This is a genomic window from Promicromonospora sp. NPDC057138, from assembly GCF_042670845.1.
In the GTDB taxonomy this organism is placed as follows: Bacteria; Actinomycetota; Actinomycetes; order Actinomycetales; family Cellulomonadaceae; genus Promicromonospora.
Map to the genome: position 1 here is coordinate 12835 of NZ_JBHUUX010000042.1, position 25532 is coordinate 38366.

Below are 25532 nucleotides of genomic sequence, written 5' to 3' on the forward strand. Positions count from 1 at the left end.
GCGTCCGCACCCGGGCTCTCCCGAGGCGTTCTGCGTGGCGCACACCCTACATAAACCGTAGTCCGGTATCCCTCAGGCACGCTTACTCTCATGAGGTGGCCTCGACCAGCACCTCGACCGACGTCGTCCGCGCCGTACGGGACGCGCTCGACGGCGGCCCGGCCTACGCGCCGCAGCCCCGCCTGTCCGACGCCGCTCCCCCGCCCGGCGCCGCGCTCGTGCTGCGGACCTCCGGTTCCACGGGAAACCCGCGCGAGGTCGCGCTGAGCGCGGCGGCCCTGCGCACCTCCGCCGAGGCCACCCACGAACGGCTCGGCGGCCCCGGCCGCTGGCTGCTGGTGCTGCCGCCCACCCATGTCGCCGGGGTCCAGGTCATCAACCGGGCGGTCGTGGCCGGCACGGAGGTACGCGTCGGCGCGCCGGACCGGTTCACGGCGGAGGGGTTCGCGGCCCTCGCCGCCGACTTCCTCCGGCCCCCTTCGTCGTCGGCCCGGGACGGGCTAGGACTCGGCGACCGGACGTACGTCTCGCTGGTCCCCACCCAGCTGCACCGCCTGGTCGCCGCGGCGGACGACGGCGACCCCGCCGGGCTGGACGCCCTCGCCCGGTTCGACGCGGTGCTCGTCGGCGGCGCGGCGACGCCCGCCTCGCTGCTGGCCCGGGCAAGGGCGGCGGGCGTCCGCGCCGTCACGACGTATGGCATGTCCGAGACGAGCGGCGGCTGCGCGTACGACGGCGTCCCGCTCGCCGGCGTGCGCGTGCGGGCCGCCGGCACCGGCATCATCGAGCTGTCCGGCCCCGTGCTCGCCGAGGGCTACGTCGGCGACCCCGAGGCCACGGCCGCCGCGTTCCGCACCGACCCCGACGGCACCCGCTGGTTCCGCACCTCCGACCTGGGCCGCCTGGACGACGGGCGGCTCACCGTCCTCGGCCGGGCAGACGACGTCATCCTCACCGGCGGGGTCAACGTCGCCCCGGCGGCCGTCGAGGACGCGATAGCCGAGCACCTCGCGGGGCTCGGCACGCCTGGCGAGGCCTGCGTCGTCGGCGTGCCCGACGCCGAGTGGGGCCAGGCCGTCGTCGCGGTGATCACTGGCCAGTCGCCGGCCGCCCGCGCGGCCCGCGGCAGCACCGCCGCCCGGGCAGCGCGCGGCAGCACCGGCCTGGCCGACGGCGGGGCCGAGCTGCTCGCCGGGCTGCGCACCGCCGTCGGGCAGCGGCTCGGGGCGCCGGCCGCGCCGCGCCGCGTGTACGTCACCACCGCCCTGCCGACCCGCGGCCCGGGCAAGGTGGACCGCCGGGCGGTGCGGGACGCCGTCGTGCGGGCCGCGCGGGAACCCGTGCGACCATGACTTCGTTCCTCCGCCAGGACCGCGCACCGGCCCGGACCCGGTGTCTCGACGAACCGGACCCACCCCACGAAAGAAGGACACACTGATGGCGACTGCCGCCGAGTGGATCTCCGGGGCGCGGCCCCGCACGCTGCCGGCGGCGGCGGCACCGGTCATGGTCGGGACGGGCGCGGCAGGCCAGGTCGACGCCTCCGCGTGGCTGCCCGCGCTGCTCGCGCTGGGGGTGGCCCTCGCGCTGCAGGTCGGCGTCAACTTCGCCAACGACTACTCGGACGGCGTGCGCGGGACCGACCTGGACCGGGTCGGCCCGATGCGGCTCACGGCCTCGGGCGCCGCGGCCCCCGGTGCGGTGAAGGGCGCGGCGTTCGCCGCGTTCGGCGTCGCCGGCGTGCTGGGCCTTGCGCTGTGCGCGGTGTCGGGCCACTGGTGGCTGCTCGCGGTCGGCGCGGTGTGCGTGGCCGCCGCCTGGTACTACACGGGCGGCAAGCAGCCGTACGGGTACCGGGGCCTCGGCGAGATCGCCGTGTTCGTGTTCTTCGGCCTGGTCGCGGTGCTCGGCACCACGTACACCCAGGCCGACCGCATCACGTGGCCCGCGGTGCTCGGCGCCGTCGGCGTTGGCCTCATCGCGTGCGCGCTACTCATGGTGAACAACCTGCGCGACATCCCCACCGACGTCCTGGCCGGCAAGCGCACCCTGGCGGTGCGGCTCGGCGACTACCGGGCCCGCCGGGCGTACGTCGCCATGGTGTGGGTCCCGGTGCTGCTCGGCGCGGTGTGCGCGTTCTGGGCGCCGTGGTCGCTCGTCGTGCTGCTGCTGTTCGGCCCGGCGACGCTGCTGACCATCCCCGTCCTCGCCGGCGCGCGTGGCAAGCTGCTGATCCCGGTCCTGGCCGGCACGGGCCTGTACGAGCTGGGCTACGGCGTCCTGCTCTGGTTCGGCTTGTCGCTGTAGGGCGTGGTACCGCGGAGCTTCTCGTCGACCTGCGCGTCCTCGTGGGCCGCGTCGGCACCGGCCTTCGGGAGGGCTGCCCGCTCGGCGGCGCGGTGCTCGGCCCGTCCGGCCATCCACCGCGCTGCGGCGTCCCGCGGCCTGCCCAGCGTCAGGTACGACACGGCGAGCGCCACCACCACAGCGACGATCGGGAGCAGCCAGCCCCGCAGGCCGGCCACGTAGAGCAGACCAAAGGCCGCGCCGAACAGCGCGAGGCGGAGCAGGGTGTAGATCACGAGGGGCACGTCTCAATGGTAGGCCGGGCCTGGGTCACACCCGGCCACGAATTCACCCGTTCCGACCGGCGCCCCGGGTATCTCCCCCAGCTAGGCTCCAGCGCATGCCCAAGCTCGTCTTCTTCCTCCTGTACCTCGCGCTCGTCGTCTACGCGCTGGTCGACGTGATCCAGGCAGACGAAGAGGACCTCGGCGGCATCCAGAAGGGCTTCTGGGTCATCGCCATCGTGTTCCTCCCGCTGGCGGGTTCCATCGCGTGGATAGTGGTGAGCAACGGTGCCCGACGCCGCCGGGCGAGCTCAGGTCAGCAGGTCACCGGGTTTCCGGCCGGCCAGCCGGCGCCCGCCCGGTACGAGCGGCGGGTCCGCTCCTGGGAGCAGGACGCCCAGCCCGTCGCGCCCGAGGACGACCCCGAGTTCCTCTGGCTGATGGAACAGGCCAAGCGCAAGCGCGAGCGCGAGGCCCGCGGACGGCAGGACGCCAAGGACGACGACAAGAGCATCGAGGACCGCGAGCCCACTGACGAGATTTGAGCCGGATGTGACTGCCGGCGATGCGCCGCGTCGGGCGAGAAGGGGGCGAAGGTCACGTCACGCTCTGACGTACACCCGCCAACCCGCCGTACGCTGGGAACATGTTTCCCCGTGTGATCGTCCCGCTGTTCGTCGTAGGGCTCATGGTGTACGCCCTGGCCGACGTCTGGGGTGCGGAAGAGGACGAACGCGGCGGCCTGCCCCGGTGGCTCTGGGTGCTCCTCATCGTGCTCCTGCCCCTGCTCGGCCCGATCTCGTGGATAGTGGTGCGCACCACCAGCCGCCGGTCCGGTGCAGACCCTGCATCGGGCCCGAGCTCAGGCGGCAGCCGCCCGACGCCGCCTCCGCGCCCCCCGCGGCCGAGCCCTCGTCGTCCCTCCGGTCCAGCCGCCCCCGACGACGACCCCGAGTTCCTGTGGCTGCTGGAGCAGGCGAAGCGCAAGCGCGAGCGGGAGGACCGCCGCAGCCAGGACGCCACGGGCGACGACGCCGAGAACAACTAAAGCGTGTCTCAGAAGTCGCGAGGCTTGTGAGACACCGCCCTTCTCGGGCGTCCAGGCTTCGGGCCGCGGGTGCGGCCTGAGGATTGGTTCCCACGTCATCCAGTCCCTCCCCACCACGACCACGAGGGCCGGGGTGGGCGGGGGTGTCCTGTCAGTGGGCGTTGTTGACGGAGCCGGCTGCTTGACGGTCCCCGACCCGGGCAACCCCACGCCCACCACCGTCGGTGACGGTAGAGGTGTGGTTCTCGGCCCAGGCGGCGAGATTGACGGCGGCATTCAGATCCCGATCCATCACAAGCCCGCACTCACGGCACTCGAACGTGCGGTCCTTGAGCGTCAGGTCCTTGCGGAGCGTGCCGCAGGCGGAGCAGGTCTTGGACGACGGAAACCACCGATCCGCCAGCACGACTTGCCCGCCGCGCCAGGCCTGTTTGTACGTGACCTGCCGGGCGAGTTCTCCCCACGCCGCATCCGAGATGGCGCGGGAGAGCTTGCGGTTGGATCGCATGCCGGTGATGTTCAGGTCTTCCAGGACCAGCCGGGCGTGGTTCTTGACCAGCTGGTTGGACACCTGATGCAGCACATGGCGACGACGGTTACGGATCCGGGCGTGCTGCCGTCCCAGGCGGGCGACAACCTTCTGACGGTTCTTCGATCCCTTCTTCTTCCGGGACACCGCCAGGGACAGGCGGCGTAGCCGGGGCAGGCCACGCCGCAGGGCGCGCTGGTTGGTGACCCGCAGGACCTCGACGCCGTCGGACGAGCCGGCGACGACCAGGGCGTGCAGGCCACGGTCCACCCCCACCCAACCCTTCTCACCGTGCCCGTAGGGCTGGGCGTCACCCTTACCCACCTCGACCTCGACAGGTTGGGATGCGTGCCGTGCTGCGGGATGCAGGTCGGCGGCCTCGACCGTGATGGAGATCCACCACCGGCTCGCGCCCCTGGACACCGTCACATGCAGGATCCGGGCACGACCCGTGGCGATCATCCGACGCAGCCGCCGGGTGCATTCCCGGACCCGCAGCACGCCGATCTTCGGCAGGCGCACCGACCGGACGCGCTCCCCGTCCCCTAGACGGATCCTGGCACGCCCGCTGCTGGTCTTGTTCCGGATCCGGAACGACCCGCCGGTCGGACTCTTTTTCTTGAACCGCGGGAACCCGACCCTGGGTCCTTTCCGAACACCGGTGTGGGAGTCGGCGGCCGCCTTCAGTCCGCGGCCGAGGTCGACGGCGGCTTCCTCGAACACCTGCGCCAGCACCTTGTCCTGCCAGACCAGACCCGTCACCTCCACCCGCGCCGTGCCGTTCGCAGCGACGAGGAAACGGCGCCCGGCGGCCTCGGACCGCTTCCAGGCGTTGAACGCGTTGATCAGGTCGAACCCCGTCCACGGCACCCGAACAGCATGAGCGCCACGGCCCACGGTGCGGTCGCCGTCCGGCATCACGTCCACTGAGACCTCGGGTGTCGAATCCTGGCGCCGCCCACGGTGGGCGGCGGCGCGGGCGTCCTTGTGCAGGCGCAGGGCCTGGTTGAACGCGAACCTCGCCGCACCCACGTGCCGGGACAGCACACGTTCCTGCTCGACCGACGGGTCGAGACAGAACCGGAACGACGTGTGCCTGGGCATGCCGACCATCCTGCCGCCCACCACTGACACACACCCTCGACTGGTGCTTTATCCACTGATCAGTGCGGACATCAGTTCCACATTCGGGAGGTCTCTCCAGCGCCGATCTACTTGTCGGCCGTTCCGAAACACGCCATAGCCCGGTCCAGCCGCCCGAGCCCCATGCCGGCGCCCCGCGCGCAAAGTGCGCTTCTGCTCAGCGATCTGGCCCAAAACCCTCAGCGGTTTTGGGCCAGATCACTGAGCAGAAGCGCACTTTCGGATTTCGCCGCGACCCGGGGCCTCGGTTACAGGCCCGAGTACGAGTGCTTCCCGTTGAAGATCAGGTTCACGCCGGTGAAGTTGAACAGCACGCAGGCGTAACCGGCGACGACGAACCACGCCGCGCGGGTCCCGGACCAGCCGCGCGTCGTGCGCGCGTGCAGGTAGGCCGCGTAGACCACCCAGACGATGAAGCTCCAGACCTCCTTGGGGTCCCAGCCCCAGTAGCGGCCCCAGGCGTCCTCGGCCCAGATGGCGCCGCCGATGACCGTGAAGGTCCACAGCACGAACCCCACGGAGTTCAGCCGGAAGGAGAGCGACTCGAGGGCCGTCGGCGCCGGCGTGTGGTCGAGCCAGCCAAAGTGCCGGCTGCCCAGCAGCGCCGAGCCGTTGTCCCGGGCGTCCCGCAGGAGCTGCAGCACCGACGTCACGAACGCGACGGTGAAGATGCCGGTCGCGCAGATGGCGACGCCCACGTGGATCACGAGCCAGTACTTCTGCAGCGCGGGCTGCACGCCCATCGCCGCGATGAAGAACTTCTCCTGCGCCAGCACGAGGAACAGCACGCCGAGCCCGGTCACGAAGGCGCCGAGGAACCGCACGTCACGCCGGGTGTTGACCCCGACGAACACCGCGACGGCCACGAACGTGCCGACCAGCGTGAACTCGTACATGTTGGCCCACGGGGTGCGCCCGGCGGCGATACCGCGCAGCACTATCGCGATGAGCAGCAGCGCGGCGGCCAGCCAGCTCACGGACATCCCGATCCCGGCGAGCTTGCGGTTCACCGCCTCGGCAGCGGTCGACCCGACGGCGGTCACCCCGGCGGGCGGGCCGGCGTCCGGGCCGTACGGCGAGACCGGCGCGTCGACCGGCGCCCCGGCGCCGACCGCCACCTTCTCCCGGTCCCGCGCGGCGTCACGCGCGTCGACCTTCGCGCCCGACAGGCGCGACAGGTCCACCGCGAACGCGACCAGCGCGACCGCGAGCGCAGTCGCGGCGCCCCAGACGAGCAGCACACTCAGGTTTGCCAGCTCCATGTTCAGTCCTTTTCCGATCTGGTCTCGACAGCCTGCCCGGCCACGTCCATCTGCCCGGGCACCACCGCCAGCGCACGGTCCACCTCGGCCTGCAGGCCGGCGTCGTCCCCGCGGGCGAGCCCTGCGACCTCGACCACGGTAGCCCCATCCGGCCCGGTGTACGCACGCGCCCAGACGCGGCGCCGCGGCGTGAAGAGCGAGACGGTGAGCCCGCCGAGCGCGAGCAGCGCGAACACGAGCACGAAGGCGAGCGACGGGTCGTGCCGCAGGTCGAGCGCCACGTAGCGCGGCAGCTCGTCGCCGAGAGTGAGGGTGCCGAGCCCGTCCGGGAGCTTCACCGTCTCGCCGGGCCGCGCCAGCACCTTGATCCGGTCGCCGTTCTCGTCGAGAGCGGGGGTCAGCGACGCCGTGTCGAGCTCGTACACGTTCTGCGGGGCGCCGTCGTCGAGCCCCAGGTCGCCCGTGTACACCTCGAGCACGAGCAGCGGGTCGACGGGCTGCGGGAACGCCGAGCGGGCGGACCCGTCGGGATCGACCTCCGCCGTCGGCAGGAAGTAGCCCACGAGGCCGATCTGGTCGAGGCCCGGGGACACGTCGGGCACCTTCACGACGCCGCGGGACGTGTACATGGTGTCCTGCGGGATGAACGTGACGCGTCCGGAGAAGGCGACCTCGCCGTCGGCGTCGTGCACCGTGATCTCCGGCGCGAAGCCGTTGCCCTGCAGGTAGACCTTGGCGCCGTCGACGACGATCGGGTGGTTCACCTTGATCTGCTCGGGCCGCTGCTCGCCGGAGGGCTCGGTGACCGTGACGTGCGCCGTGAAGTCGCGCGCCTGCGCGAAGGCCACGGTGTCGCTCGCGAACTCCGACACGAACCGGTCGAGCGTCATGGAGAACGGCACCAGGGACTCGGGCCGGAACCAGGCGCCCTTCTCGAAGGTGTCGTAGTCGACCACGGCGTTCGCGAACCCGCGGCCCTCGGTGACGATCGCCTGGCCGCGGTAGTGCAGCATCTGGCCGGTCGCCACGGACACCAGCAGCCCCACGAGGGCCAGGTGGAACACCAGGTTCCCGGTCTCGCGCAGGTAGCCGCGCTCGGCACTCACGGTGGCCGACGCCGGCCGCGCGCCCCGGGCGGGCTCCTCGCCCCGGTCCACGCGGAAGGTGGGCAGCCAGGAGATCCTGCCGCGCAGGCGGGCGGCGACGGCGTCGGCCACCTGCGCGGGCGAGGCGTCGGTGGTCGCGGAGGCCTTGGCCGGGAACCGGTTGAACCGGGACGGCACGCGGGGCGGGCGGCCGCGCAGCGCGCGGTAGTGCGCCGCCGACCGCGGAAGGATGCAGCCCACCAGCGACACGAACAGCAGGAGGTAGATCGCGGAGAACCAGACCGACGAGTAGACGTCGAAGAACCCGGCCTTGTCGAGCCACTCCCCCGCCGTCGGGTGGTCGGCGAGGTACTCGAGCACGCCCGCCGCGTTCTGGTTGCGCTGCGGCAGGACCGACCCGGGCACCGCGGCGACGGCGAGCAGCATGAGCAGCATGAGCGCCACGCGCATCGAGGTGAGCTGACGCCACATCCAGCGCAGGGTGCCCACCAGGCCGAGCGCGGGGGCACTGGGAGGCTGGTTCGGCTTCTGCTGCTCCTCGCCGGACGACGGCGCGCCCGACGACGGCGCGCCCTGCGCCGGCTCACCCTGCGTAAACTCGTCCGCGATGCCCTCGGGGACGTAGGTACCTTCGCTGCTCGTGCGGCTGGCCATCAGATCACCGTCTCGAATCCGCCGATCCACAGCTGCATGGCGCCGGTGATCTGCGTCCACAGCCCCGTGACCAGCAGCAGCCCGACCAGCACCAGCAGCCCCCCGCCGATCCGGAGCGCCGCGAGGCGGTGCTTGCGCAGGAAGTCCAGCATGCGCTCGGAGCTCTGCAGCCCGAGGGCAACGAGCAGGAACGGCACGCCCAGCCCGATGCAGTACGCGACGCCGAGCAGCGCGCCGCGCCCCGCGGACGCCTCGTCGATCGCGAGCGCCTGCACCGCGCCGAGGGTCGGGCCGATGCAGGGCGTCCAGCCGAGCCCGAACACGATGCCCAGCAGGGGCGCGCCCCACAGTCCGGTGCGCGGGGTCACGTGGAACCGGGCCTCGCGCTGCAGGAACGGGATGGCGCCGAGGAAGCCGAGGCCGAGCAGGATCACCACCGCGCCGAGCACGCGGGTGATGATGTCCTCCCACTGCACCAGGTACGTCCCGAGGCTGCCGAACGCGGCGCCGAACGAGACGAACACGGCGGTGAAGCCGAGCACGAACAGCGCCACGCCGCCGACGACGCGGCCACGGGCGGGCTTGACGCGCGTGCCCACGGGGCCGGGCGTCGTGCCCATCGAGCTCGCCGCCATGCTGCTCACGTAGCCGATGTACCCGGGCACGAGCGGCAGCACGCACGGCGAGGCGAACGACACGAGGCCCGCCAGCACCGCGACGGGCACGGCCAGCAGCAGGGACCCGCTCCACGCCGTGCTCGCGAACCCGTCGCCGACGGCGGTCGCGACGGTGCCGGCAAGGCTGCCGGTGAGGCTGCCGGTGAGGCTGCCGGGAAGCATCAGGCCGCCTCCGCCAGGACGTCGTCGATCAGGGCCTCGAGCGTGGAGCCCTCCACCTGGCCGATGACGCGCGCGGCCACGTAGCCCTCCTGGTCCAGCACCACGGTGGACGGCACGGCCTGCAGCGGCACGACGCCGGACAGGCCCGCGATCACGGCACCGCTGCGGTCCTCGATGCTCGGGTACGGCACCTCGAAGGTGCGCTGGAACGCCTGGGCGGCGCCGGCGTCGTCCTCGGTGTTGATGCCGAGGAACCGCACGCCGTCCTTCGAGGAGGCGAGGTTCACGAGGTCGGGCGCCTCGGCGCGGCAGGGCGCGCACGAGGCGTACCACGTGTTCACGACCACGACGTCGCCCGCCCAGTCGGCGCTGTCGACGTCCTTGCCCTCGAAGTCGGCGCCCACGACGGCCACGGGGCCCTTGCGCTCCCCGACGTCGTACGTCTGCACGGACCCGTCGCCGGAGACGTACCCCTGCCCGACGACGTCGCCGGCGCCGGACTCCTGCGGCGCGCACGCCGCGAGAGAGACGACCAGGCCCAGCACGATGCCGACCACCACGACCCACTGCACGACCTTGACGGTCTTTCCTCGCATCACGCGCCGGCGACCTTGCTCGCGCCGTCGTAGAGCTCCGCGGCGGGCTCCGTGTAGTGGAGGCCTACGAACCGCTCGTCCTCGAAGTGCAGGGACGTCAGGGAGGCCAGGTTGCACTGGCGGTTGCGCGGGTCGTGCCAGAGCGTGCCGCCCTCGAACGACCTGCGGGTGAGCCACACCGGGAGCTGGTGGCTGACGAGCACGATCTCGTGGCCCTCGGCGGCCTTGCGCGCGTCCTCGACGGCGCCGCGCATGCGCTCGACCTGCTGCGTGTACGGCTCGCCCCACGACGGGCGGAACGGGTTCCACATGAGCGGCCAGTTGCGCGGGTTCTTGAGCGCGCCGCCGCCGTTGCCGACCTGCAGGCCCTCGAACCGGTTGCCGGCCTCGATGATGCGGTCGTCCGTGGCGAGCTCCAGGCCGAAGCCCTGGGCCACGGGGGCCGCCGTCTCCTGCGCGCGCTGCAGCGGGGAGGCCACCACCCGGGTCACGTCGTGACCGGTGCTGGTGAGGTGGTCGGCGACGATCTTCGCCATCGCCTGGCCACGGTCGGAGAGGCGGTAGCCGGGCAGCCGCCCGTACAGGACGCCGTCGGGGTTGTACACCTCGCCGTGACGCAGCAGGTGAACCGTCGTGGAAACCATGGCGCCCAGTCTCGCACCCGACCCTGGGTGCCTGTGACCTCAGGGAAGTGTGCATTACGTCATCTCGCGCCGATCCGCGGCCCTCGACCTGCCGTCACCAGGGAAGTTTTCACCATGAAACTGCCCGAATGACCCACAACCCTCAGTCGCAGAGGGCCGTCAGGCCCTCCTCTGTGCCGCCCGACTCCTTCGACGACGCCGCGACCTTGGCCATGATCCGGCCCAGCATCGCGAACTCCTCCGGCTCCAGCGCCTCCACCATGATCCGGCGCACTGCCGCGACGTGACCGGGTGCCGCGACCTCCAGGGCCGTGCGGCCTGCGTCGGTCATGGTGCAGTTCACACCGCGCCGGTCGCCCTCGGCCGCGCGGCGCTCGACGAGCCCGCGCGCCTCCATGCGCGCCACCGTGTGGGTGAGCCGGCTGCGGGACAGCACCAGGCCGTCGGCGAGCGTCGACATCCGCATGGTCAGGTCGGGCGCCTCCGAGAGCTGGACCAGCAGGCTGTACTCCCCGAGGGAGAGGTCGAGGGTCCGGTCGTGGACCGCGCTGAGCGCCTCCACGAAGCGCGCTGTGCCCTCGAGGTAGTGCCGCCAGGAGCCCTGCTGCTCCTCGGTCAGCCAGAGGTCCTGTTCCTCGATCGTCTGTGCTGTCATGTCGCCCCTGCCTTCATACTCGCCGCGCCCTAGGAATACATTAGGCGACCCGTTATGTTGGACCCCATCGTGAGTAGTTGATCCCTCAACTATCCACCCAAATCGCCACATCACCAAGGAGTCCTCCCTCATGGCCACCCCGCTCCCCGCCGGCCTCACCACCGGCACGTACGACATCGACCCCTCGCACACCGCCGCTTCGTTCTCGGTCCGCCACGCGGGCATCGCGAAGGTGCGCGGCAGCATCGCCGTCACCTCGGGCACCATCACGGTCGGCGAGGACCTCGAGTCGTCGAGCGTCACCGCCGTCCTGGACGCGGCCTCCGTCAGCACGGGCGACGCCGGCCGTGACGGCCACCTGAAGAGCGCCGACTTCTGGCACGCCGACGAGAAGCCGACCTGGTCCTTCGCGTCCACCGACATCCGGACCGATGGCGACGACTACGTCATCTCGGGCGACCTGACGATCAACGGCATCACCAAGGGCGTCGAGCTGGAGACCGAGTTCACCGGCACCGCCAAGGACCCGTTCGGCAACGACCGTGCCGGCTTCGAGGCCAACGTCGAGGTCAACCGCAGGGACTTCGGCCTGACCTGGAACGCCACGCTGGAGACCGGCGGCTTCCTGGTGGGCGACAAGGTCAAGATCACCCTGGACATCAGCGCCATCGCCAAGGCCTGATTTCCCAACAAGCTAACCCCCCTGCAGCCGCTGACGCGGCGAGGACCGAGCGAAGCAGCAGAGCGCCTGGATACCTGTGCGCCGCCGTAAAACCGTAGCGGAGGGCCCCCTGGGGCCCGTGAGCGAGGCGGCGCACAGGTATCCAGGCGCTCTGCTGCGCCCCACGACGAACGACCGCTCACGGATGCACGATCAACCAGGTGGCGACCGCCGGGCGGACCCCCGCGTTCCGGATCCGGTGCGGCACCGAGCACGGGTAGCTGATCGAGTCGCCCGCCGCCAGCACCACCACGTCGTCGGCCAGCTCGACGGTGAGCTCCCCCGAGACGACGTTGCCGATCTCGTGCCCCTCGTGCTTGAACAGGCCGACGTCGCCCAGCGTCGCCGTGGCACCCGGCGGGTAGACCGACTCGAAGAAGTCGAGGCCGCTGGTGGGGTTCGGCGAGAGCCGGCGGAACGTGACCCCGCCGTCGAGCGTCACCGGCGACGCCTCCCAGCCGCGCGCGACCGCGATCCCCGCGTGCTCCAGCCCCGCCGCTCCGCCGCGCGGCCCGGCCACGGCGTCCGCGGGCTCGAACACGTCGGACAGCGACACCCCGAGCGCGTCGGTGATGGCCAGCAGGCGCACCACCGACGGGCGCATCACGTCCCGCTCGATCTGCGAGACCGCGCTGGCCGAGATGCCGAGCTTCCCGGCGAGGCTGCGCGCGGAGACACCCCGGGCTTCACGGAGCGCGCGGAGCCGGGCGCCGAGCGGCGGTTCGGATGACACCGCCGCATCGTACGAGCGCGCGGGGCCGCCGCGCTCCCGCCCGGCCCGACACGCCGGGCGACACGCCCTGATTCACCTGCGCGACACGCGCCGAAACACGTGTGAAGTCATTACTGAACATGAGCCTTACGACCTCGTTACCCCGCAGAAACCGGGAGTCGCGAGTTAACCCATAACTTCATGGTGACCCACGGACCGCCCCCCGGAAGGCACTGCCCATGACCGAGAACACGGAGGTGACGGCCTCCCCGGCGGCCGCACCCCAGAACCCGCCCGACACGCTCCCCGACGCCGGGCCCCACGCCGCGCCCGACCTGGTGGAGGCCGCCGGGCACCCGGTGGGGTCCGGCACCATCAAGGCCTCCTACGACCCCCGGCTCGCCAACGAGGACCTCGCCCCGCTGCGGGAGCAGAAGTGGTCGTCGTACAACATCTTCGCCTTCTGGATGTCCGACGTGCACAGCGTCGGCGGCTACGTCACCGCCGGCAGCCTCTTCGCGCTCGGCATCGCGAGCTGGCAGGTGCTCCTGGCCCTGCTGGTCGGCATCGTCATCGTGCAGGTGTTCACCAACCTGGTCGCGAAGCCCAGCCAGAGCACCGGCGTGCCGTACCCCGTGATCAACCGCGCCGTCTTCGGCGTCAAGGGCGCGAACATCCCGGCGATCATCCGCGGCCTCATCGCCGTCGCCTGGTACGGCGTGCAGACCTTCCTCGCCGGCGAGGCGCTGAACATCGTGTTCCTCAAGTTCATCCCCGCCAGCGCTGCGCTCGTCGAGCCGACCTTCCTCGGGCTGAGCGCCCTGGGCTGGATCTCGTACGCCGTGCTCTGGTTCGCGCAGGCCGCGCTGTTCTGGAACGGCATGGAGACCATCCGCAAGTTCATCGACTGGGCCGGCCCCGCCGTCTACGTCGTGATGATCGCGCTGGCGATCTACCTCGTCTCGCAGGCCGGCTGGTCCAACATCAGCCTGGACCTCTCCGCGGGCGAGCCGCTGACCGGGTGGGCCTCGGTGGGCGTGTTCTGCACGGCGGTCGCCATCGTCGTGTCCTACTTCTCCGGCCCCATGCTCAACTTCGGCGACTTCGCCCGGTACGGGCGCTCGTTCAAGGCGGTCAAGCGCGGCAACCTGCTGGGCCTGCCGGTCAACTTCCTGTTCTTCTCGCTCCTGACGGTGATCACGGCGTCGGCCACGGTGCCCGTGTTCGGCGAGCTCATCACCGACCCGATTCACACCGTCGAGCGCATCGACACCCCGTTCGCGATCCTGCTGGGCGGCCTCACGTTCGTCACGGCGACGGTCGGCATCAACATCGTCGCGAACTTCATCTCGCCCGCGTTCGACTTCTCCAACGTGGCCCCGCAGAAGATCAGCTGGCGGATGGGCGGCATGATCGCCGCCGTCGGCTCGGTGCTGCTGCTGCCCTGGAACTGGTACAACAACGCCGACGCGATCCACTACACGCTCGGCGTGCTGGGCGCCCTGATCGGCCCGCTGTTCGGCATCCTCATCGCCGGCTACTACGTCGCGGCCAGGCAGCGGATTCTCGTCGACGACATGTTCACCATGTCGCCCGAGGGCGCCTACTGGTACACGAACGGCTACAACCGCAACGGCGTGCTCGCGATCTTCCTGGCCGGCGTGCCCACCGTGCTCCTGGGCGTGCTGCCCAAGCTGATCGCCGACCTCGGGTACTTCGACATCTCCTGGATCGGCAACTACACCTGGTTCATCGGGTGCGGGCTCGGCTTCGTCGCCTTCCTGTGGCTGGAGCGGCTCAGCCCGCAGATCCCATCCTTCGACGGCGTCACCGAGGGCGTGGTCGACGGCAACACGGACACCGCGGCCTGAGCGTGCGGATCCACCTCATCAATCCCAACACCTCCCGGGCGATGACCGACAAGATCGCGGTCACCGCCCGGGAGGTCGCCGGGCCCGACGTCGAGGTCGTCGCCACCTGCCCCGCGCCCGGCGCGGGCCCGGCCGCCGTCGAGAGCCACACCGACGAGGCATGGGCAGCGCTCGTCGTGGCCCAGGAGGTCGCCTCCGCCGAGGCGGCGGCCTCGCCGGGCGCTGGGCTGACGCCCGACGCCTACGTCGTCGCCTGCTTCGGCGACCCCGGCCTGGACGCGGCCCGGGAGCTGACCGCCGGCCCGGTCGTCGGGATCGCCGAGGCCGCGATGCACGTCGCGACCCTGTCGGGCCGCACGTTCGCCGTCGTCACGACGCTGTCGCGCACGCTCGGCCGCGCGCACGACCTGGTCCGGCGCTACGGCTTCGAGGACGCGTGCGTCGCCCTGTACGCGGCGGACGTGCCGGTCCTCGAGCTGGAGGACGCCGGCTCGGCCGCCCGGGAGAAGATCGCCGAGCTCTGCGAGCGTGCGGTCCGCGACGACGGCGCCGACACCGTCGTGCTCGGCTGCGCCGGCATGACCGACCTCTGCGCGGACCTCACCAAGCGCACCGGGGTCCCGGTGATCGACGGCGTGGCGGCCGCCGTCGGCCTGGTGTCGGGAATGGTCCGGATGGGCGTGGGAACGAGCAAGCGCGACGAGTACGCGCCCCCACAACGCCCACCGTCGAGCCGCGCCTGACCCACCTTGGTTGTGGGCGCGGCCGTTGCGACTACCTGCCCGTCTTAGGCGCAACGGTCGCGCCCACAACCAAGGGTCAGAGCGCAGCCGCGCGCGTCGCCGCGTGGAAGGCCAGGATCTGGAGCTCGCCGCCGACGTCGACCGAACGCACCACCACGTCCTCGGGGACCTGGAGCGCGATCGGCGCGAAGTTGAGGATCTCGCGGACGCCCGCGCCGACCACGGCGTCGGCCACGTCCTGGGCCACGTGGCCCGGCAGCGCAAGGATCACCATCGTCACGCGGTCACGGAGGATGACGTCGGCCACGCCGCGGACGTGCTCCACGTTCACGCCGGCCACGCGGGTGCCCACGACGTCGGGCGACGCGTCGAGCAGCGCCACCACCTGGAAGCCGCGCGTCGAGTACCCCGAGTAGTTCGCGAGGGCGTGCCCGAGGTTGCCGATGCCGACGATCGCGAGCCGGTGCTCGGTCTCGAGCCCCAGGGCGACGGTGATGTAGGAGGCGAGCGACTCGACGTCGTACCCGACGCCGCGGGTACCGAACGAACCCAGGTACGACAGGTCCTTGCGCAGCTGCGCCGAGCTCACGCCCGAGCGCTCGGCGAGCTCCGTCGAGGAGGTGAGCCCCACCCCCTCGGCCGCGAGGTCGCGCAGGGCGCGCAAGTAGTACGGCAGCCTCCCTACGGTTGCCGCCGGAACTGTCCCGTCACTGAGTTCGACCACGTGCTGCTCCCCTCCCCGCAACCACTGTGTCGCGGGCGTACGCACACACTGCCGGGATGATCATGCCAGGAGGCGGGCCAGGCGCGCACCGTCCACGCGCCAGAAACCTTGCTGGACCCCGTCCACCTCGACCACGGGGACGTACTCCCCGTACTTCTCCCGCAGTTCGGGCGCGCTGTCGATGTCAACCTCGCGCCACTCGGCTCCCGCACCCTCGCACACCTGCACGACGACGGCGCGTGCGTCCTCGCACAGGTGGCACGCCTCTCGTGTGTACAGGACGACGCGGGCCTCGGCGGGAGTTGTCACGCCCCGAGGTTACGTCAGGGGCGGGGTACCGAACGGTCGGTGTCCGGCAGCCGTCCGTCCGCCCAGCGCACGCCCCAGGCCAGGACGAGGAAGACGACGGCGACGATCGCGGCGTTGGTCACCGCGCCCGCGTAGCCGAGTACGTTCACGTCGAGGAACGGGTACGGGTACCAACCCGTGGCGGCGCCGCGCACGAAGGTGTAGACGAGCCACGCGATCGGGTAGACGACCGACCACCACACGGTCTGTGCGGTCACGCGCGGCCGTGGCCCCAGCCACAGCCAGACGACGACGGCGAACAGCGGCGCCAGGACGTGCAGCATCGTGTCCGACACCAGCAGTGCGCCCGTCATCTCCATGCCGCGCAGAACGATGTTGTAGACGATCCCGGTGACCGCTATGCACAGCAGCGCGTCGAGGCGCAGCACCCGGAAGACGGGACCGTCCCGGCGCGGGTTCGAAGCGAGCGCCAGCGATACCCCGCCGATCAAGAGGTTCGACTCGATGGTGAAGAAGCTGAGGAGCCGGACGATGCGGTCGGCGGGCGTGGGCGCCATCCCGGGGCCGCCCGCGATCGCGAGGACGAGCTGGATCGTGAAGCCGCCGAGCGCCAGAACGGCCACGAGCAGGTGGAGGAATCGGGCGAGCGTGGCCTGCTCCGGCGTACTGATCCCTGGCGTCACGTGCCGGTTCTATCACGGTCGACTCGGCCGCGCGGTGTGACTTGCCCGACGTGCCACGCGGATAGAGTGACCTCCATGCCGTCGACGCACCTCTCGTCCGCCACCGCGGCGTTCTTCGACGTCGACAACACGATCATCCGCGGCGCGAGCGCCTTCCACCTCGCCAAGTCCGCGTACCAGCGCAAGTTCTTCGGTACGCGCGACATCCTCAGGTTCGCCTGGGTCCAGGCGCGGTACCTGCTCTGGGGCGAGAACAAGGAGCAGATCGACCTGGTGCGCAACCGCGCCCTGTCGCTCATCGCGGGACGCAGCGTCGCGGAGATCGCCACCCTCGGCGAGGAGGTGTGGGACGCCGTCCTGTCGCTGCGGATCTATCCCGGCACGCGCCGGCTGCTCGACGAGCACATCGCGGCGGGCCACCAGGTGTGGCTCATCACCGCAACGCCGGTGGAGATCGCGCAGCTCATCGCCCGCCGGCTGGGCGCCACGGGGGCGCTCGGCACGATCGCCGAGCACAAGGACGGCTTCTACACGGGCCGGCTCAACGGCGACCTCATGCACGGCCAGGCCAAGGCGGACGCCATAGTCGAGCTCGCGGACAGCAAGGACATCGACCTCGACGAGAGCTACGCGTACGGGGACTCGCTGAACGACCTGCCGATGATGCGCGTGGTGGGCCACCCCTGCCCGATCAACCCCGACCTGCGGCTGCGCCGGCACGCTCAGGAGGTGGGCTGGCCCATCCGGGAGTTCCGCGGCCGGTCGCAGCGAGCAGCGGGACGCGGGGTGCGGACCGCCTCGTGGGCGGGCGCCGCGTGGGTGTTCGGCCTGGTGCTGCGGGCGGCCCGCCGCCGGCTGCGCGGGCACTGACCCCTGCCGGCTGCCGGCGGGATGCCTCGTCGGCCGCCAGGCCGCTGCGTGTCGCCCGCCCGGCCGCCCGGCCGCCCGGCGTCAGCCCGCCGCCAGCAGCGTCGCGTACCTTTCCCGCAGCTCGTCCCAGCCGTACAGCTTGGCGTTGTCGCCGTGCACCGGCGGCGGCGTGCTCCCTGCGAGCAGCATGGGGAGCGCCGACCAGCACAGGTGCCAGCCCGCGCCGTAGTCCGGGGCGGTGTTGCGGTCGTCGAACCGGTGCGTGAAGTGCAGCAGCGTGCCCGACGCCGTCGCCGACAGCCGGTACGTCAGCTCCTGGTCACCCCAGGCGACGACCAGCAGGTGCGGCGCCTCCACGCGCAGCACGCGACCGGACTGGGGCTCGTGCGGATCCGGGGCGTCCGCGTTGTGCGCGAGGTCCACCGGCCCGACGTCGGTCAGGTCGCGGTCGGGCCGGTACGGCGCCCAGTGCACGACGTCGTCCGCGCGCGTGAGCGCGAGCCATACCTTCTCGACGGGATGGGCTAGCTCGCGCTCCATGGTGAGCATGTACTCGTCGCCGTCGGGCGCGAGGGACGCGGCGACCGGATGCTCCGGCAGGTTCTCGGTCATGACTGGTTCTCCTCCGCGCTGTCGAGGTGCCGTTCGAGGGCGTCGAAGGCACGGCCCCACCGGGCGCGGTGCGGGGCGAGCCACGCCTCGACGTCGGCCAGCGGCGCGTTCGTGAGGTGATAGACGCGGCGCGGGCCCTCCACGCGGGCGCCGACCAGCCCGGCGTCCCGCAGCACGCGCAGGTGCTTGGACACGTTGGGCTGCGCCACGCCGAGCTCGCCGACCAGCTCGTTGACGTCCCGCTCGCCCGCCAGGAGGAGGTCGAGGATCTGCCGCCGCGAGGGATCGGTGAGCACCGTGAAGCCGTCTACCATTCCCCCATATTCCCTCTGAGCCATATACATGTCAAGGCATATGGCTCCGACGAAGAAGGCCCGGCCCACAGGGACCGGGCCTGCTCGTCACGCGCCCGACGGCGCGCGCGTCACTTCTTGTTACGGCGCTGGTGGCGCGTCTTACGAAGCAGCTTGCGGTGCTTCTTCTTCGCCATACGCTTGCGGCGCTTCTTGATGACGGAGCCCATAGGTCCTCGCAATGTTCGATCGGTCGGCGGCAGCCCGACGACGGGCCGCTCAGCGAAATGGTCCACGGTTGGTCCAGGACAGTGACGCCAGAGTGACGATGGCCGACCAACACGAAAGGGAGTCCGCTCCCTAGGCTACCTGCTCAACCGCGCGGCCCGTAATCGACCCGGGTGTGAGGTTGCGCCGGCCCGGCCGGACAGCCGGTCAGGGCCGCGCCGCGAACCGCTCCAGCAGCTCGGCGTGGCCGGAGCACACGAGAAGGTCGTTGGCGGAGATCCGGGTCTCCGGCGTCGCGTAGACGAACTCCACGCCGGGCGACTTCACGCCGATCACGGTGATCCCGTACCGCTTGCGGATGTTCGACTGCGCGAGCGTGAAGCCCTGCGCCTCCTTGGGCGGGCGCATCTTCACGATGGTGAACCCGTCCTCGACCTCGATGTAGTCGAGCAGCTTGCCGCTCACGAGGTGGGCCACGCGCGACCCGGCGTCGGCCTCCGGGAAGACGACGTGGTGGGCGCCGATGCGGGTCAGGATGCGGCCGTGCTCCGCGGAGATGGCCTTGGCCCAGATCTGGGGCGTGCCCAGGTCGACCAGGTTGCCCGTGATCAGCACGGACGCCTCCAGCGACGAGCCCACGCCGACCACCGCGACGCCGAAGTCCTTGGCGCCGAGCTGCTCCAGCGCGTCCGGGTTGGACGCGTCGGCCTCGACCAGGGGCAGGCGTCCGGACCACTGGGCGACGAGCGCCGGGTCCTGCTCGACGGCGAGCACGTCCTGACCCAGCCGGTCCAGGGTGGCGCCGATCGACGACCCGAACCGCCCGAGGCCGATCACCAGCACACCCGCATCCCGATCGGGCTTTCTCTCCGGCACGATGTTCCTCTCTGGCCACTGTCAGATGTACGGGTCACGCTAGTGACCTGCGCCTCTGACACTCTCGTCTGTCAACCGATGATCGGTCGTTCCTCGGGGAAGCGTACGATGCGCCGCCGGTCCCGCAGAGCCAGCACCGCAACGACCGTCACGGCCCCCGTACGCCCCACGAACATCAGGGCCGCGAGCACGTACTTTCCGGCGTCGGGCAGCTCGGGCGTGATGCCCGTCGTCAGCCCGACCGTCGCGAACGCCGACAGCACCTCGAACAGCACGCGGGACAGGGGCAGACCGGTGATCTCGAGCAGCGCCACGCACGAGACCAGCACGATGGTCGCCCCCGTGAACACCACGGCGATCGACAGCCGCAGCACGTCCCGCGGGATGCGGCGGCCGAACGCATCGATGTCCCGGTCACCGCGCGCCTCGGCCACGATCGCGAGCAGCATGACGGCGAGCGTCGTCACCTTGATACCGCCGGCGGTCGACGCCGACCCGCCACCCACGAACATCAGGGCGTCCTGGATGAGCCAGCTCGACTCGGTCATGGCCCCGATGTCGACGGTGCTGAACCCGCCCGAGCGCGGCATGATGCCGGCGAAGATCGCCGCCAGGAGCTTGTCGCCGAAGCTCAGCGGCCCGAACGTGTCGGCGTTCGTCCACTCCAGGACCAGGATCAGCAGCGCGCCCACGGCGAACAGCACGCCGCTGGTCACCAGCGTGAGCTTGCTGTGCAGGGAGAGCCGCTTGGTCCAGCCGTGCCAGCGCTGCCCCGGGCGGGGCAGCGCGCGCTGCATGTTGAGGATCACGGGGAAGCCGAGCGCGCCGACGAAGACGCCGACGGCGATCGGCAGCAGCAGGGTCCAGTCGCCGACGTGCGGCATCAGCCCCTCGGTGGTGGGCACGAAGCCCGCGTTGTTGAACGCCGAGATCCCGTAGAAGAGCGAGTGCCATGCGGCAGTGCCCACGTTGTCCTCGAGCACCAGGAACCGGGGGAAGAGCAGCAGGGCTATCGACAGCTCGAGCGTCGTCGCGGTGATGATGATGACCCGGACCAGCGACCCGACGTCGCCCAGCCGGCTCGTCTTCGTCTCCGACGCCGTGAGCAGCTTCTGCGTCAGGCCGATCTTGCGGGACACCATCATGCCCAGCAGCGAGGCCACGGTCATGATCCCGAAGCCGCCCACCTTGATGCCCGCCAGGATGACTATCTGCCCGTAGAAGGACCAGTAGGTGGCGGTGTCCTGGACCACGAGCCCCGTCACGCACACGGCGGAGACGGCGGTGAACAGCGCGTCGACCAGCTGGGCGCCCTCGCCGTCGGCGGTCGCGAAGGGCACCGTGAGGAGCGCCGCGAAGAGCACGACCACGCAGGCGAACACCGTGACGGCCAGGCGCGCCGGGGCCCGGAAGGCGAGCTCGTCGACCAGCTCCCGCAGCCCGAACAGCCGCTGCCGCAAGCTCGACGCCATCCGACCCGCTCCCCTCCGCCGTGCCTCGACGATCGACGGCCTACTCTGCCACGCCGTCGGGCACCCGCAGGCCAGAAACCCTGCAGCGGCCAGCGGACCTTTAGATGCCTGTTGCGTATATGCAACGGCGACTGAGCGAGCATGGCCGTGTTTTCTGCGCGATGATCCACCGGTGAAAGAGGAGCATGCCCCGTCAGACGACTTCGCGTTGCACGCATGGGTGGACGAGTCGATGCAGATGCCAGGTCCGGAACGTGACGGCCTGTATCTGTTGGCAGCTGCAGTAGCCAGCCCCGTGACGTGCGACCCGATGCGAGAGAACCTGCGCGAGCTACTCCTCAAAGGTGCTCAGAGGCTCCACTGGCGAGACGAGTCCGCGCCTCGTCGTGCCAAGATCGCGTCCGCGATCGCGGACCACGACCTGGTGCATGTCGTCGTCGTAGGTGCGCCGATCGACACGAAGCGGCAGGAACGCGCCCGCCGCCAATGTTTGGAGCGTCTCGTGTTCGAGCTAGGAGTCCTGGCCGTCTCCCAGGTCTGGCTCGAGTCCCGAACACAGTCCCTCAACGACCGGGACAGGCGAATGTTCGCGGCCCTTCACGCGAAGCACGCGATGCCCGCGGAGCTGCACATCGACTTCGCGTCTCCCACGGAGGAACCGATGCTCTGGGTGGCCGACGCCGTCGCAGGCGCGGTCGGTCAAGCACGGCGAGGAATCGGCCTCGACGTACGCGGATCCCTAGGTCAAGGGGTCAATGAGATCAACATCGAACTCTGAACGCGCGAAAGCCGGGATCCCGTCGTCCGGCGGGGTTCCCGGCTTCACTTCCTCTCCTCCCGCAGGAGGTGGCAGCACCTAGCCTACCTCGCGTTCTGATCCTGGGCCACGGCACCTGCCAGAGCGGTGGTCCGTTACCGTGGGCGGGTGCACCTCGCCCGGCTGGTCTGGAGTCCGCGACTGCTCGAGTACGACTTCGGACCCGGGCATCCCATGTCGCCCGCCCGCCTCGACCTCACGATGCGGCTCATCGAGGCGCTCGGCCTCCTCGACGAGCCCACGCTCGAGGTGGTCGACGTCGAGCCCGCGTCCGACGCCGTGATCGAGTCGGTGCACGACGCCGACTACGTGGCCGCCGTCCGGCACGCCGGGACGACGCTGGAGCCGGACCTCGCACGCGGGCTGGGCACCGACGACGACCCGCTGTTCATCGGGATGCACGAGGCCGCCGCACGTCAGCTCGGCGGATCCGTAGCGCTCGCCGACGCCCTGTGGACCGGGGAGATCGCGCACGGCGTGAACGTCGCCGGCGGCATGCACCACGCGATGCCGGGCGCGGCGTCGGGCTTCTGCGTCTACAACGACGCCGCCGCCGCGATCCAGCGCCTGCTGGACCTCGGCGCGGAGCGGGTCGCCTACCTGGACTTCGACGCCCACCACGGCGACGGCGTCGAGGCGATCTTCTGGGACGACCCGCGCGTGCTGACCATCTCGATCCACGAGGACGGCCGCACCCTGTTCCCCGGCACGGGCGCCTCGGCCGACGTCGGCAGCCCCGGCCCTGCCGAGGGCGGCGCCGTCAACATCCCGGTCCCGGCGCGCACGTCGGGCGCGGCCTGGCTGCGGGCTATCGACGCCGTCGTCCCCGCCCTGGTCCGGGAGCACCGCCCCCAGGCGATCGTGTCCCAGCACGGCTGCGACGCCCACGGAGACGACCCGCTCTCGAACCTGAACGTCTCGGTGGACGCGCAGTGGACGGCGCAGCAGTGGACGCACGCGCTCGCGCACGAGCACGCGGAAGGCCGGTGGCTCGCCCTGGGCGGTGGCGGGTACGCCGTGTCCGACGTCGTCCCGCTCGCCTGGGCGGCGCTCGTCGCCGAGGCGGCGCACGCGCCTCTGGAACGCGGGTCCGCGCTGCCGGAGGCGTGGCGCGCCGCGGTCGAGGGCATGGACCTGGAGGCTGCCCGCACGCTGGGCTCGGGCGAGGTGCGGTTCCGCAGGTGGCGAGACGGCTACGACCCCGCGGACCCCCTGGACCGGGCGGTCCAGGCGACCCGCCGCTCTGTCTTCCCGCTCTGGGGCCTGGACCCCCTCCACGACTGACCCGGCCTTGTTGTGGGCTCAGGGGGTGCGGCGGCGGAGGGTGAGGACGCCTAGGAGCACCGCGCCGACTATGAACAGGGCTATCACGCCGACGGCGCCGCGGATGTCGGCCCACTCCTCGCCCGCCGCGAGCGACGTCATCGCCTCGATGGCGTAGGTGAGCGGGAAGGCGCGGGACAGCCACTCGAGCACCTGCGGCATCTGGTCGCGCGGCATGAGGAGTCCGCAGGTGATGAGCTGCGGAAAGATGATCGCGGGCATCATCTGGACCGCTTGGAACTCGCTGCGCGCCAGCGCCGACGCGGCCAGGCCGAGGGTGCAGCCCAGGATGGCGTCGAGCAGGGCCACCACGATGACGAGCCAGAGCGAGCCGGCCACGTCCATCCCGACGAGGAGCGCGAACCCGACCACCACGAACGCCTGGAGGAGCGCGAGCGTCGCGAAGGCGAGTCCGTAGCCCGCCACGAAGTCGCCCTTGCGGATCGGCGTGGTCATGAGCCGCTCCAGGGTTCCCGACTGCCGCTCGCGCAGCGTGGCCACGCTCGTGACCAGGAACATCACGGTGAGCGGGAACAAGCCGACGAGCATCGGGCCGAACTGGTCGAGCACCTCGGGCCGGTCGTGGAACATCCAGGCGATGAGGCCGATCAGCAGGCACGGCAAGCCCAGGATGAGGACGACCGTGCGGTGGTCGCCGCGCAGCTGAGACAGCACGCGGCTGGCGGTGGCGAAGGTGAGGTTCATCGCGCCGTCTCCTCGGTGGGGTCGGTCGCGGCGGCGGCGTGGGTCGCGGCGCCGTCGGTCGCGGCGGCGGCTTCTGCCGCGTCGATCAGGGCGAGGAACGCACGCTCGGCGTCGGGCGCCCCCGTGGTGGTCAGCAGCTCGTCGGGAGTGGTGTCCGCGACGAGCCCGCCGGCTCGCATGAGGAGCAGGCGGTCGCACTGCGTGGCCTCGTCCATGACGTGGCTGGAGACCAGGAGGGTGCGGCCCTCGGCCGCCAGCTTCCGGAACACCGCCCACAGGTCACGGCGCAGCACGGGGTCGAGGCCTACGGTGGGTTCGTCCAGGACGAGCAGCTCGGGGTCGCTCACCAGGGCCGCGGCGAGGGAGACGCGGGACCGTTCGCCGCCGGACAGCGTGACGACGTGCTGCTTCTCGTGCCCGCCGAGGTCGACCGTCGCGACGGCGGTCGCTACCGCCTTGGCGGGCGACGGGACGCCGGCCAGCGCCGCGAAGTACCTGAGGTTCTGCACCACGGTGAGGTCGGTGTAGACGCTGGCGTCCTGCGTCATGTAGCCGACCCGGTGGCGCAGTGCGGGGGTGCCAGCCGCGCTGCCCAGCACGTCGACGGTGCCGGTCACCTTGTCCTGCACCCCGACGATCGCGCGCATCAGCGTCGTCTTGCCGGAGCCGGACGGGCCGAGCAGCCCGACGACCGAACCGGCGGGAACGGCGAGGTCCAGCCCGTCGATGATCGGCCTGCCGCCGCGAATCACGCGCAGACCCCGGATGACTACCGCGCTTTTCCTCATGTGAGGAATTATGCTCCCGCAGCGCGACCGGACGCAAGAGCTTGGACGTCCGGGAGAGGGCCGGTGAGGTAGCGCTGCAGCGTGGGGCCCACGAGCTGGGCTACCTGCGCCGGGGCGAGCGACGCGAGCGGCTCCACCGGGATCAGGTACCGGGTCAGCAGCACGCCCGCCATCTGCGAGGCGACGAGCCCGGTACGCAACGCGGCGTCGGGCACGTCGAGGGCGCGCATCACCGGCGCCAGGATGGCCGCGCCGATGAACTGCGGCACCAGGCTGCGCAGCTCGGCGTCGGACATGACGGCCGGGACGACCAGCCGGACGGTGTCACCGCCGTCGAAGTCCCAGATGCCGATCACCGCCTCCAGGAGGCGTTCCCCGAGGGTCTCGACCGGCCCGTCGGCGACCCGCGCCACGACCTTGTCCGGTTCGATCCCCGCGACGCCGAGCGTCGCGGTCAGCAGCCGTGCCTTGTCGGGGAACCAGTGCCGTACCGTGCCGGGGTCCACCCCGGCACGCCTGGCCACGGCCCGGAGCGACGCCGCCTGATAGCCGCGCTCCACGAACTCGTCGCGCGCGGCGGCGAGGATCTCGGCGCGCGCGTCCTGCCCGGCGGGACGCCGCCCTCGACGCGGCCCAGAACCAGCTTCAACCATCCACCCATTCTCGCCCACCGGGATACAACCGCCGCGAAGTAGAGCGCCTGTCCCCTTCGCGCGAGGCTTGCCTCGTGCGGGAGTGG

Annotated in this window: 30 protein-coding genes; 10 read left to right on the plus strand and 20 right to left on the minus strand. The window is 71.3% G+C overall.

Annotated elements, in window-relative coordinates:
• Positions 1 to 95: 95 nt before the first annotated feature.
• The gene (locus ACFT2C_RS19955) at positions 96 to 1352 is read left to right on the plus strand and encodes an AMP-binding protein (protein WP_377208816.1); all 1257 of its coding nucleotides are present in this window, start codon (positions 96 to 98) and stop codon (positions 1350 to 1352) included.
• A gap of 85 nt (positions 1353 to 1437) precedes the next feature.
• The gene (locus ACFT2C_RS19960; RefSeq protein ID WP_377208817.1) at positions 1438 to 2307 is read left to right on the plus strand and encodes a 1,4-dihydroxy-2-naphthoate polyprenyltransferase; all 870 of its coding nucleotides are present in this window, start codon (positions 1438 to 1440) and stop codon (positions 2305 to 2307) included.
• Here ACFT2C_RS19960 and ACFT2C_RS19965 read toward each other — a convergent pair.
• Positions 2271 to 2591, minus strand: coding sequence for a DUF4229 domain-containing protein (locus ACFT2C_RS19965; RefSeq protein WP_377208818.1), 321 nt, complete (start codon positions 2589 to 2591; stop codon positions 2271 to 2273). The genes ACFT2C_RS19960 and ACFT2C_RS19965 overlap by 37 nt on opposite strands.
• Positions 2592 to 2686: 95 nt before the next feature.
• Here ACFT2C_RS19965 and ACFT2C_RS19970 point away from each other — a divergent pair, with 95 nt between their 5' ends.
• On the plus strand, positions 2687 to 3115 hold the full coding sequence (locus tag ACFT2C_RS19970) for a PLD nuclease N-terminal domain-containing protein (RefSeq protein ID WP_377208819.1): 429 nt from the start codon (positions 2687 to 2689) through the stop codon (positions 3113 to 3115).
• Positions 3116 to 3216: 101 nt separating this feature from the next.
• Entirely contained in the window at positions 3217 to 3618 is a 402-nt protein-coding gene (locus ACFT2C_RS19975; RefSeq protein WP_377208820.1) for a PLDc N-terminal domain-containing protein, read from the plus strand.
• Positions 3619 to 3769: 151 nt separating this feature from the next.
• Here ACFT2C_RS19975 and ACFT2C_RS19980 read toward each other — a convergent pair whose 3' ends face one another.
• The 7 genes from ACFT2C_RS19980 to ACFT2C_RS20010 form a co-directional block, all read right to left on the minus strand.
• On the minus strand, positions 3770 to 5251 hold the full coding sequence (locus ACFT2C_RS19980) for an RNA-guided endonuclease InsQ/TnpB family protein (protein WP_377208821.1): 1482 nt from the start codon (positions 5249 to 5251) through the stop codon (positions 3770 to 3772).
• Positions 5252 to 5538: 287 nt separating this feature from the next.
• Positions 5539 to 6552, minus strand: a complete 1014-nt coding sequence (ccsB, locus tag ACFT2C_RS19985; RefSeq protein ID WP_377208822.1) for a c-type cytochrome biogenesis protein CcsB — start codon at positions 6550 to 6552, stop codon at positions 5539 to 5541.
• Between the two features lie 2 nt (positions 6553 to 6554).
• Positions 6555 to 8312, minus strand: a complete 1758-nt coding sequence (locus ACFT2C_RS19990; RefSeq protein WP_377208823.1) for a cytochrome c biogenesis protein ResB — start codon at positions 8310 to 8312, stop codon at positions 6555 to 6557.
• Positions 8312 to 9151, minus strand: a complete 840-nt coding sequence (locus ACFT2C_RS19995) for a cytochrome c biogenesis CcdA family protein (RefSeq protein ID WP_377208824.1) — start codon at positions 9149 to 9151, stop codon at positions 8312 to 8314. The genes ACFT2C_RS19990 and ACFT2C_RS19995 overlap by 1 nt, the downstream gene beginning before the upstream one ends.
• Positions 9151 to 9747, minus strand: a complete 597-nt coding sequence (locus tag ACFT2C_RS20000) for a TlpA family protein disulfide reductase (protein WP_377208825.1) — start codon at positions 9745 to 9747, stop codon at positions 9151 to 9153. Before ACFT2C_RS20000 ends, ACFT2C_RS19995 begins: the two co-directional genes overlap by 1 nt.
• Positions 9747 to 10391 (minus strand): histidine phosphatase family protein, encoded by a 645-nt coding sequence (locus ACFT2C_RS20005; RefSeq protein ID WP_377208826.1) that lies wholly within the window; start codon positions 10389 to 10391, stop codon positions 9747 to 9749. Before ACFT2C_RS20005 ends, ACFT2C_RS20000 begins: the two co-directional genes overlap by 1 nt.
• 142 nt (positions 10392 to 10533) lie before the next feature.
• A complete protein-coding gene (locus ACFT2C_RS20010; protein WP_377208827.1) occupies positions 10534 to 11046 on the minus strand; it encodes a MarR family winged helix-turn-helix transcriptional regulator in 513 nt (170 codons plus the stop codon).
• Between the two features lie 130 nt (positions 11047 to 11176).
• Here ACFT2C_RS20010 and ACFT2C_RS20015 point away from each other — a divergent pair, with 130 nt between their 5' ends.
• Entirely contained in the window at positions 11177 to 11728 is a 552-nt protein-coding gene (locus tag ACFT2C_RS20015) for a YceI family protein (RefSeq protein WP_377208828.1), read from the plus strand.
• Positions 11729 to 11906: 178 nt separating this feature from the next.
• Here ACFT2C_RS20015 and ACFT2C_RS20020 read toward each other — a convergent pair whose 3' ends face one another.
• A complete protein-coding gene (locus ACFT2C_RS20020) occupies positions 11907 to 12500 on the minus strand; it encodes a helix-turn-helix domain-containing protein (protein WP_377208829.1) in 594 nt (197 codons plus the stop codon).
• Positions 12501 to 12718: 218 nt separating this feature from the next.
• Here ACFT2C_RS20020 and ACFT2C_RS20025 point away from each other — a divergent pair, with 218 nt between their 5' ends.
• Both ACFT2C_RS20025 and ACFT2C_RS20030 read left to right on the plus strand, forming a co-directional pair.
• Positions 12719 to 14350: an NCS1 family nucleobase:cation symporter-1 gene (locus ACFT2C_RS20025; RefSeq protein WP_377208830.1), complete on the plus strand. Its 1632-nt coding sequence runs from the start codon at positions 12719 to 12721 to the stop codon at positions 14348 to 14350.
• A 2-nt stretch (positions 14351 to 14352) separates the two neighbouring features.
• Positions 14353 to 15093 (plus strand): aspartate/glutamate racemase family protein, encoded by a 741-nt coding sequence (locus ACFT2C_RS20030; protein WP_377208831.1) that lies wholly within the window; start codon positions 14353 to 14355, stop codon positions 15091 to 15093.
• Between the two features lie 76 nt (positions 15094 to 15169).
• On the opposite strand, the gene ACFT2C_RS20035 is transcribed toward ACFT2C_RS20030, so the two are convergent.
• From ACFT2C_RS20035 to ACFT2C_RS20045, 3 genes are read right to left on the minus strand one after another with little or no spacing between them, the layout of a single operon-like run.
• Positions 15170 to 15817 carry a redox-sensing transcriptional repressor Rex gene (locus ACFT2C_RS20035; RefSeq protein ID WP_377208832.1) on the minus strand — a complete coding sequence of 216 codons (648 nt, stop codon included), beginning with the start codon at positions 15815 to 15817 and terminating at the stop codon, positions 15170 to 15172.
• 60 nt (positions 15818 to 15877) lie between these two features.
• Positions 15878 to 16126, minus strand: coding sequence for a glutaredoxin family protein (locus ACFT2C_RS20040; RefSeq protein WP_377208833.1), 249 nt, complete (start codon positions 16124 to 16126; stop codon positions 15878 to 15880).
• Between the two features lie 14 nt (positions 16127 to 16140).
• Positions 16141 to 16809 carry a Pr6Pr family membrane protein gene (locus ACFT2C_RS20045; RefSeq protein WP_377208834.1) on the minus strand — a complete coding sequence of 223 codons (669 nt, stop codon included), beginning with the start codon at positions 16807 to 16809 and terminating at the stop codon, positions 16141 to 16143.
• 75 nt (positions 16810 to 16884) lie between these two features.
• On the opposite strand from ACFT2C_RS20045, the gene ACFT2C_RS20050 reads away from it, so the two are divergent.
• Positions 16885 to 17679, plus strand: coding sequence for an HAD family hydrolase (locus tag ACFT2C_RS20050; protein ID WP_377208835.1), 795 nt, complete (start codon positions 16885 to 16887; stop codon positions 17677 to 17679).
• An 81-nt stretch (positions 17680 to 17760) separates the two neighbouring features.
• Here the strand turns inward: ACFT2C_RS20050 and ACFT2C_RS20055 are convergent, their stop codons facing one another.
• From ACFT2C_RS20055 to ACFT2C_RS20075, 5 genes are all read right to left on the minus strand, one after another.
• Positions 17761 to 18291, minus strand: a complete 531-nt coding sequence (locus ACFT2C_RS20055) for an SRPBCC domain-containing protein (protein ID WP_377208836.1) — start codon at positions 18289 to 18291, stop codon at positions 17761 to 17763.
• The gene (locus ACFT2C_RS20060; protein WP_377208837.1) at positions 18288 to 18605 is read right to left on the minus strand and encodes an ArsR/SmtB family transcription factor; all 318 of its coding nucleotides are present in this window, start codon (positions 18603 to 18605) and stop codon (positions 18288 to 18290) included. Before ACFT2C_RS20060 ends, ACFT2C_RS20055 begins: the two co-directional genes overlap by 4 nt.
• Positions 18606 to 18715: 110 nt before the next feature.
• Positions 18716 to 18814, minus strand: a complete 99-nt coding sequence (locus ACFT2C_RS20065; RefSeq protein ID WP_003792170.1) for a 30S ribosomal protein bS22 — start codon at positions 18812 to 18814, stop codon at positions 18716 to 18718.
• 205 nt (positions 18815 to 19019) lie between these two features.
• On the minus strand, positions 19020 to 19688 hold the full coding sequence (locus ACFT2C_RS20070) for a potassium channel family protein (protein WP_377208838.1): 669 nt from the start codon (positions 19686 to 19688) through the stop codon (positions 19020 to 19022).
• Between the two features lie 71 nt (positions 19689 to 19759).
• Positions 19760 to 21160 carry a TrkH family potassium uptake protein gene (locus tag ACFT2C_RS20075; RefSeq protein ID WP_377208839.1) on the minus strand — a complete coding sequence of 467 codons (1401 nt, stop codon included), beginning with the start codon at positions 21158 to 21160 and terminating at the stop codon, positions 19760 to 19762.
• Between the two features lie 172 nt (positions 21161 to 21332).
• On the opposite strand from ACFT2C_RS20075, the gene ACFT2C_RS20080 reads away from it, so the two are divergent.
• Positions 21333 to 21938, plus strand: coding sequence for a hypothetical protein (locus ACFT2C_RS20080; RefSeq protein WP_377208840.1), 606 nt, complete (start codon positions 21333 to 21335; stop codon positions 21936 to 21938).
• Positions 21939 to 22085: 147 nt separating this feature from the next.
• Positions 22086 to 23261: an acetoin utilization protein AcuC gene (locus ACFT2C_RS20085; RefSeq protein WP_377208841.1), complete on the plus strand. Its 1176-nt coding sequence runs from the start codon at positions 22086 to 22088 to the stop codon at positions 23259 to 23261.
• Positions 23262 to 23279: 18 nt separating this feature from the next.
• Here ACFT2C_RS20085 and ACFT2C_RS20090 read toward each other — a convergent pair whose 3' ends face one another.
• From ACFT2C_RS20090 to ACFT2C_RS20100, 3 genes are read right to left on the minus strand one after another with little or no spacing between them, the layout of a single operon-like run.
• A complete protein-coding gene (locus tag ACFT2C_RS20090) occupies positions 23280 to 24005 on the minus strand; it encodes an ABC transporter permease (RefSeq protein ID WP_377208842.1) in 726 nt (241 codons plus the stop codon).
• Positions 24002 to 24793 (minus strand): ABC transporter ATP-binding protein, encoded by a 792-nt coding sequence (locus tag ACFT2C_RS20095; RefSeq protein WP_377208843.1) that lies wholly within the window; start codon positions 24791 to 24793, stop codon positions 24002 to 24004. The genes ACFT2C_RS20090 and ACFT2C_RS20095 overlap by 4 nt, the downstream gene beginning before the upstream one ends.
• A gap of 8 nt (positions 24794 to 24801) precedes the next feature.
• A complete protein-coding gene (locus tag ACFT2C_RS20100) occupies positions 24802 to 25446 on the minus strand; it encodes a TetR/AcrR family transcriptional regulator (protein WP_377208844.1) in 645 nt (214 codons plus the stop codon).
• Positions 25447 to 25532: the final 86 nt, after the last annotated feature.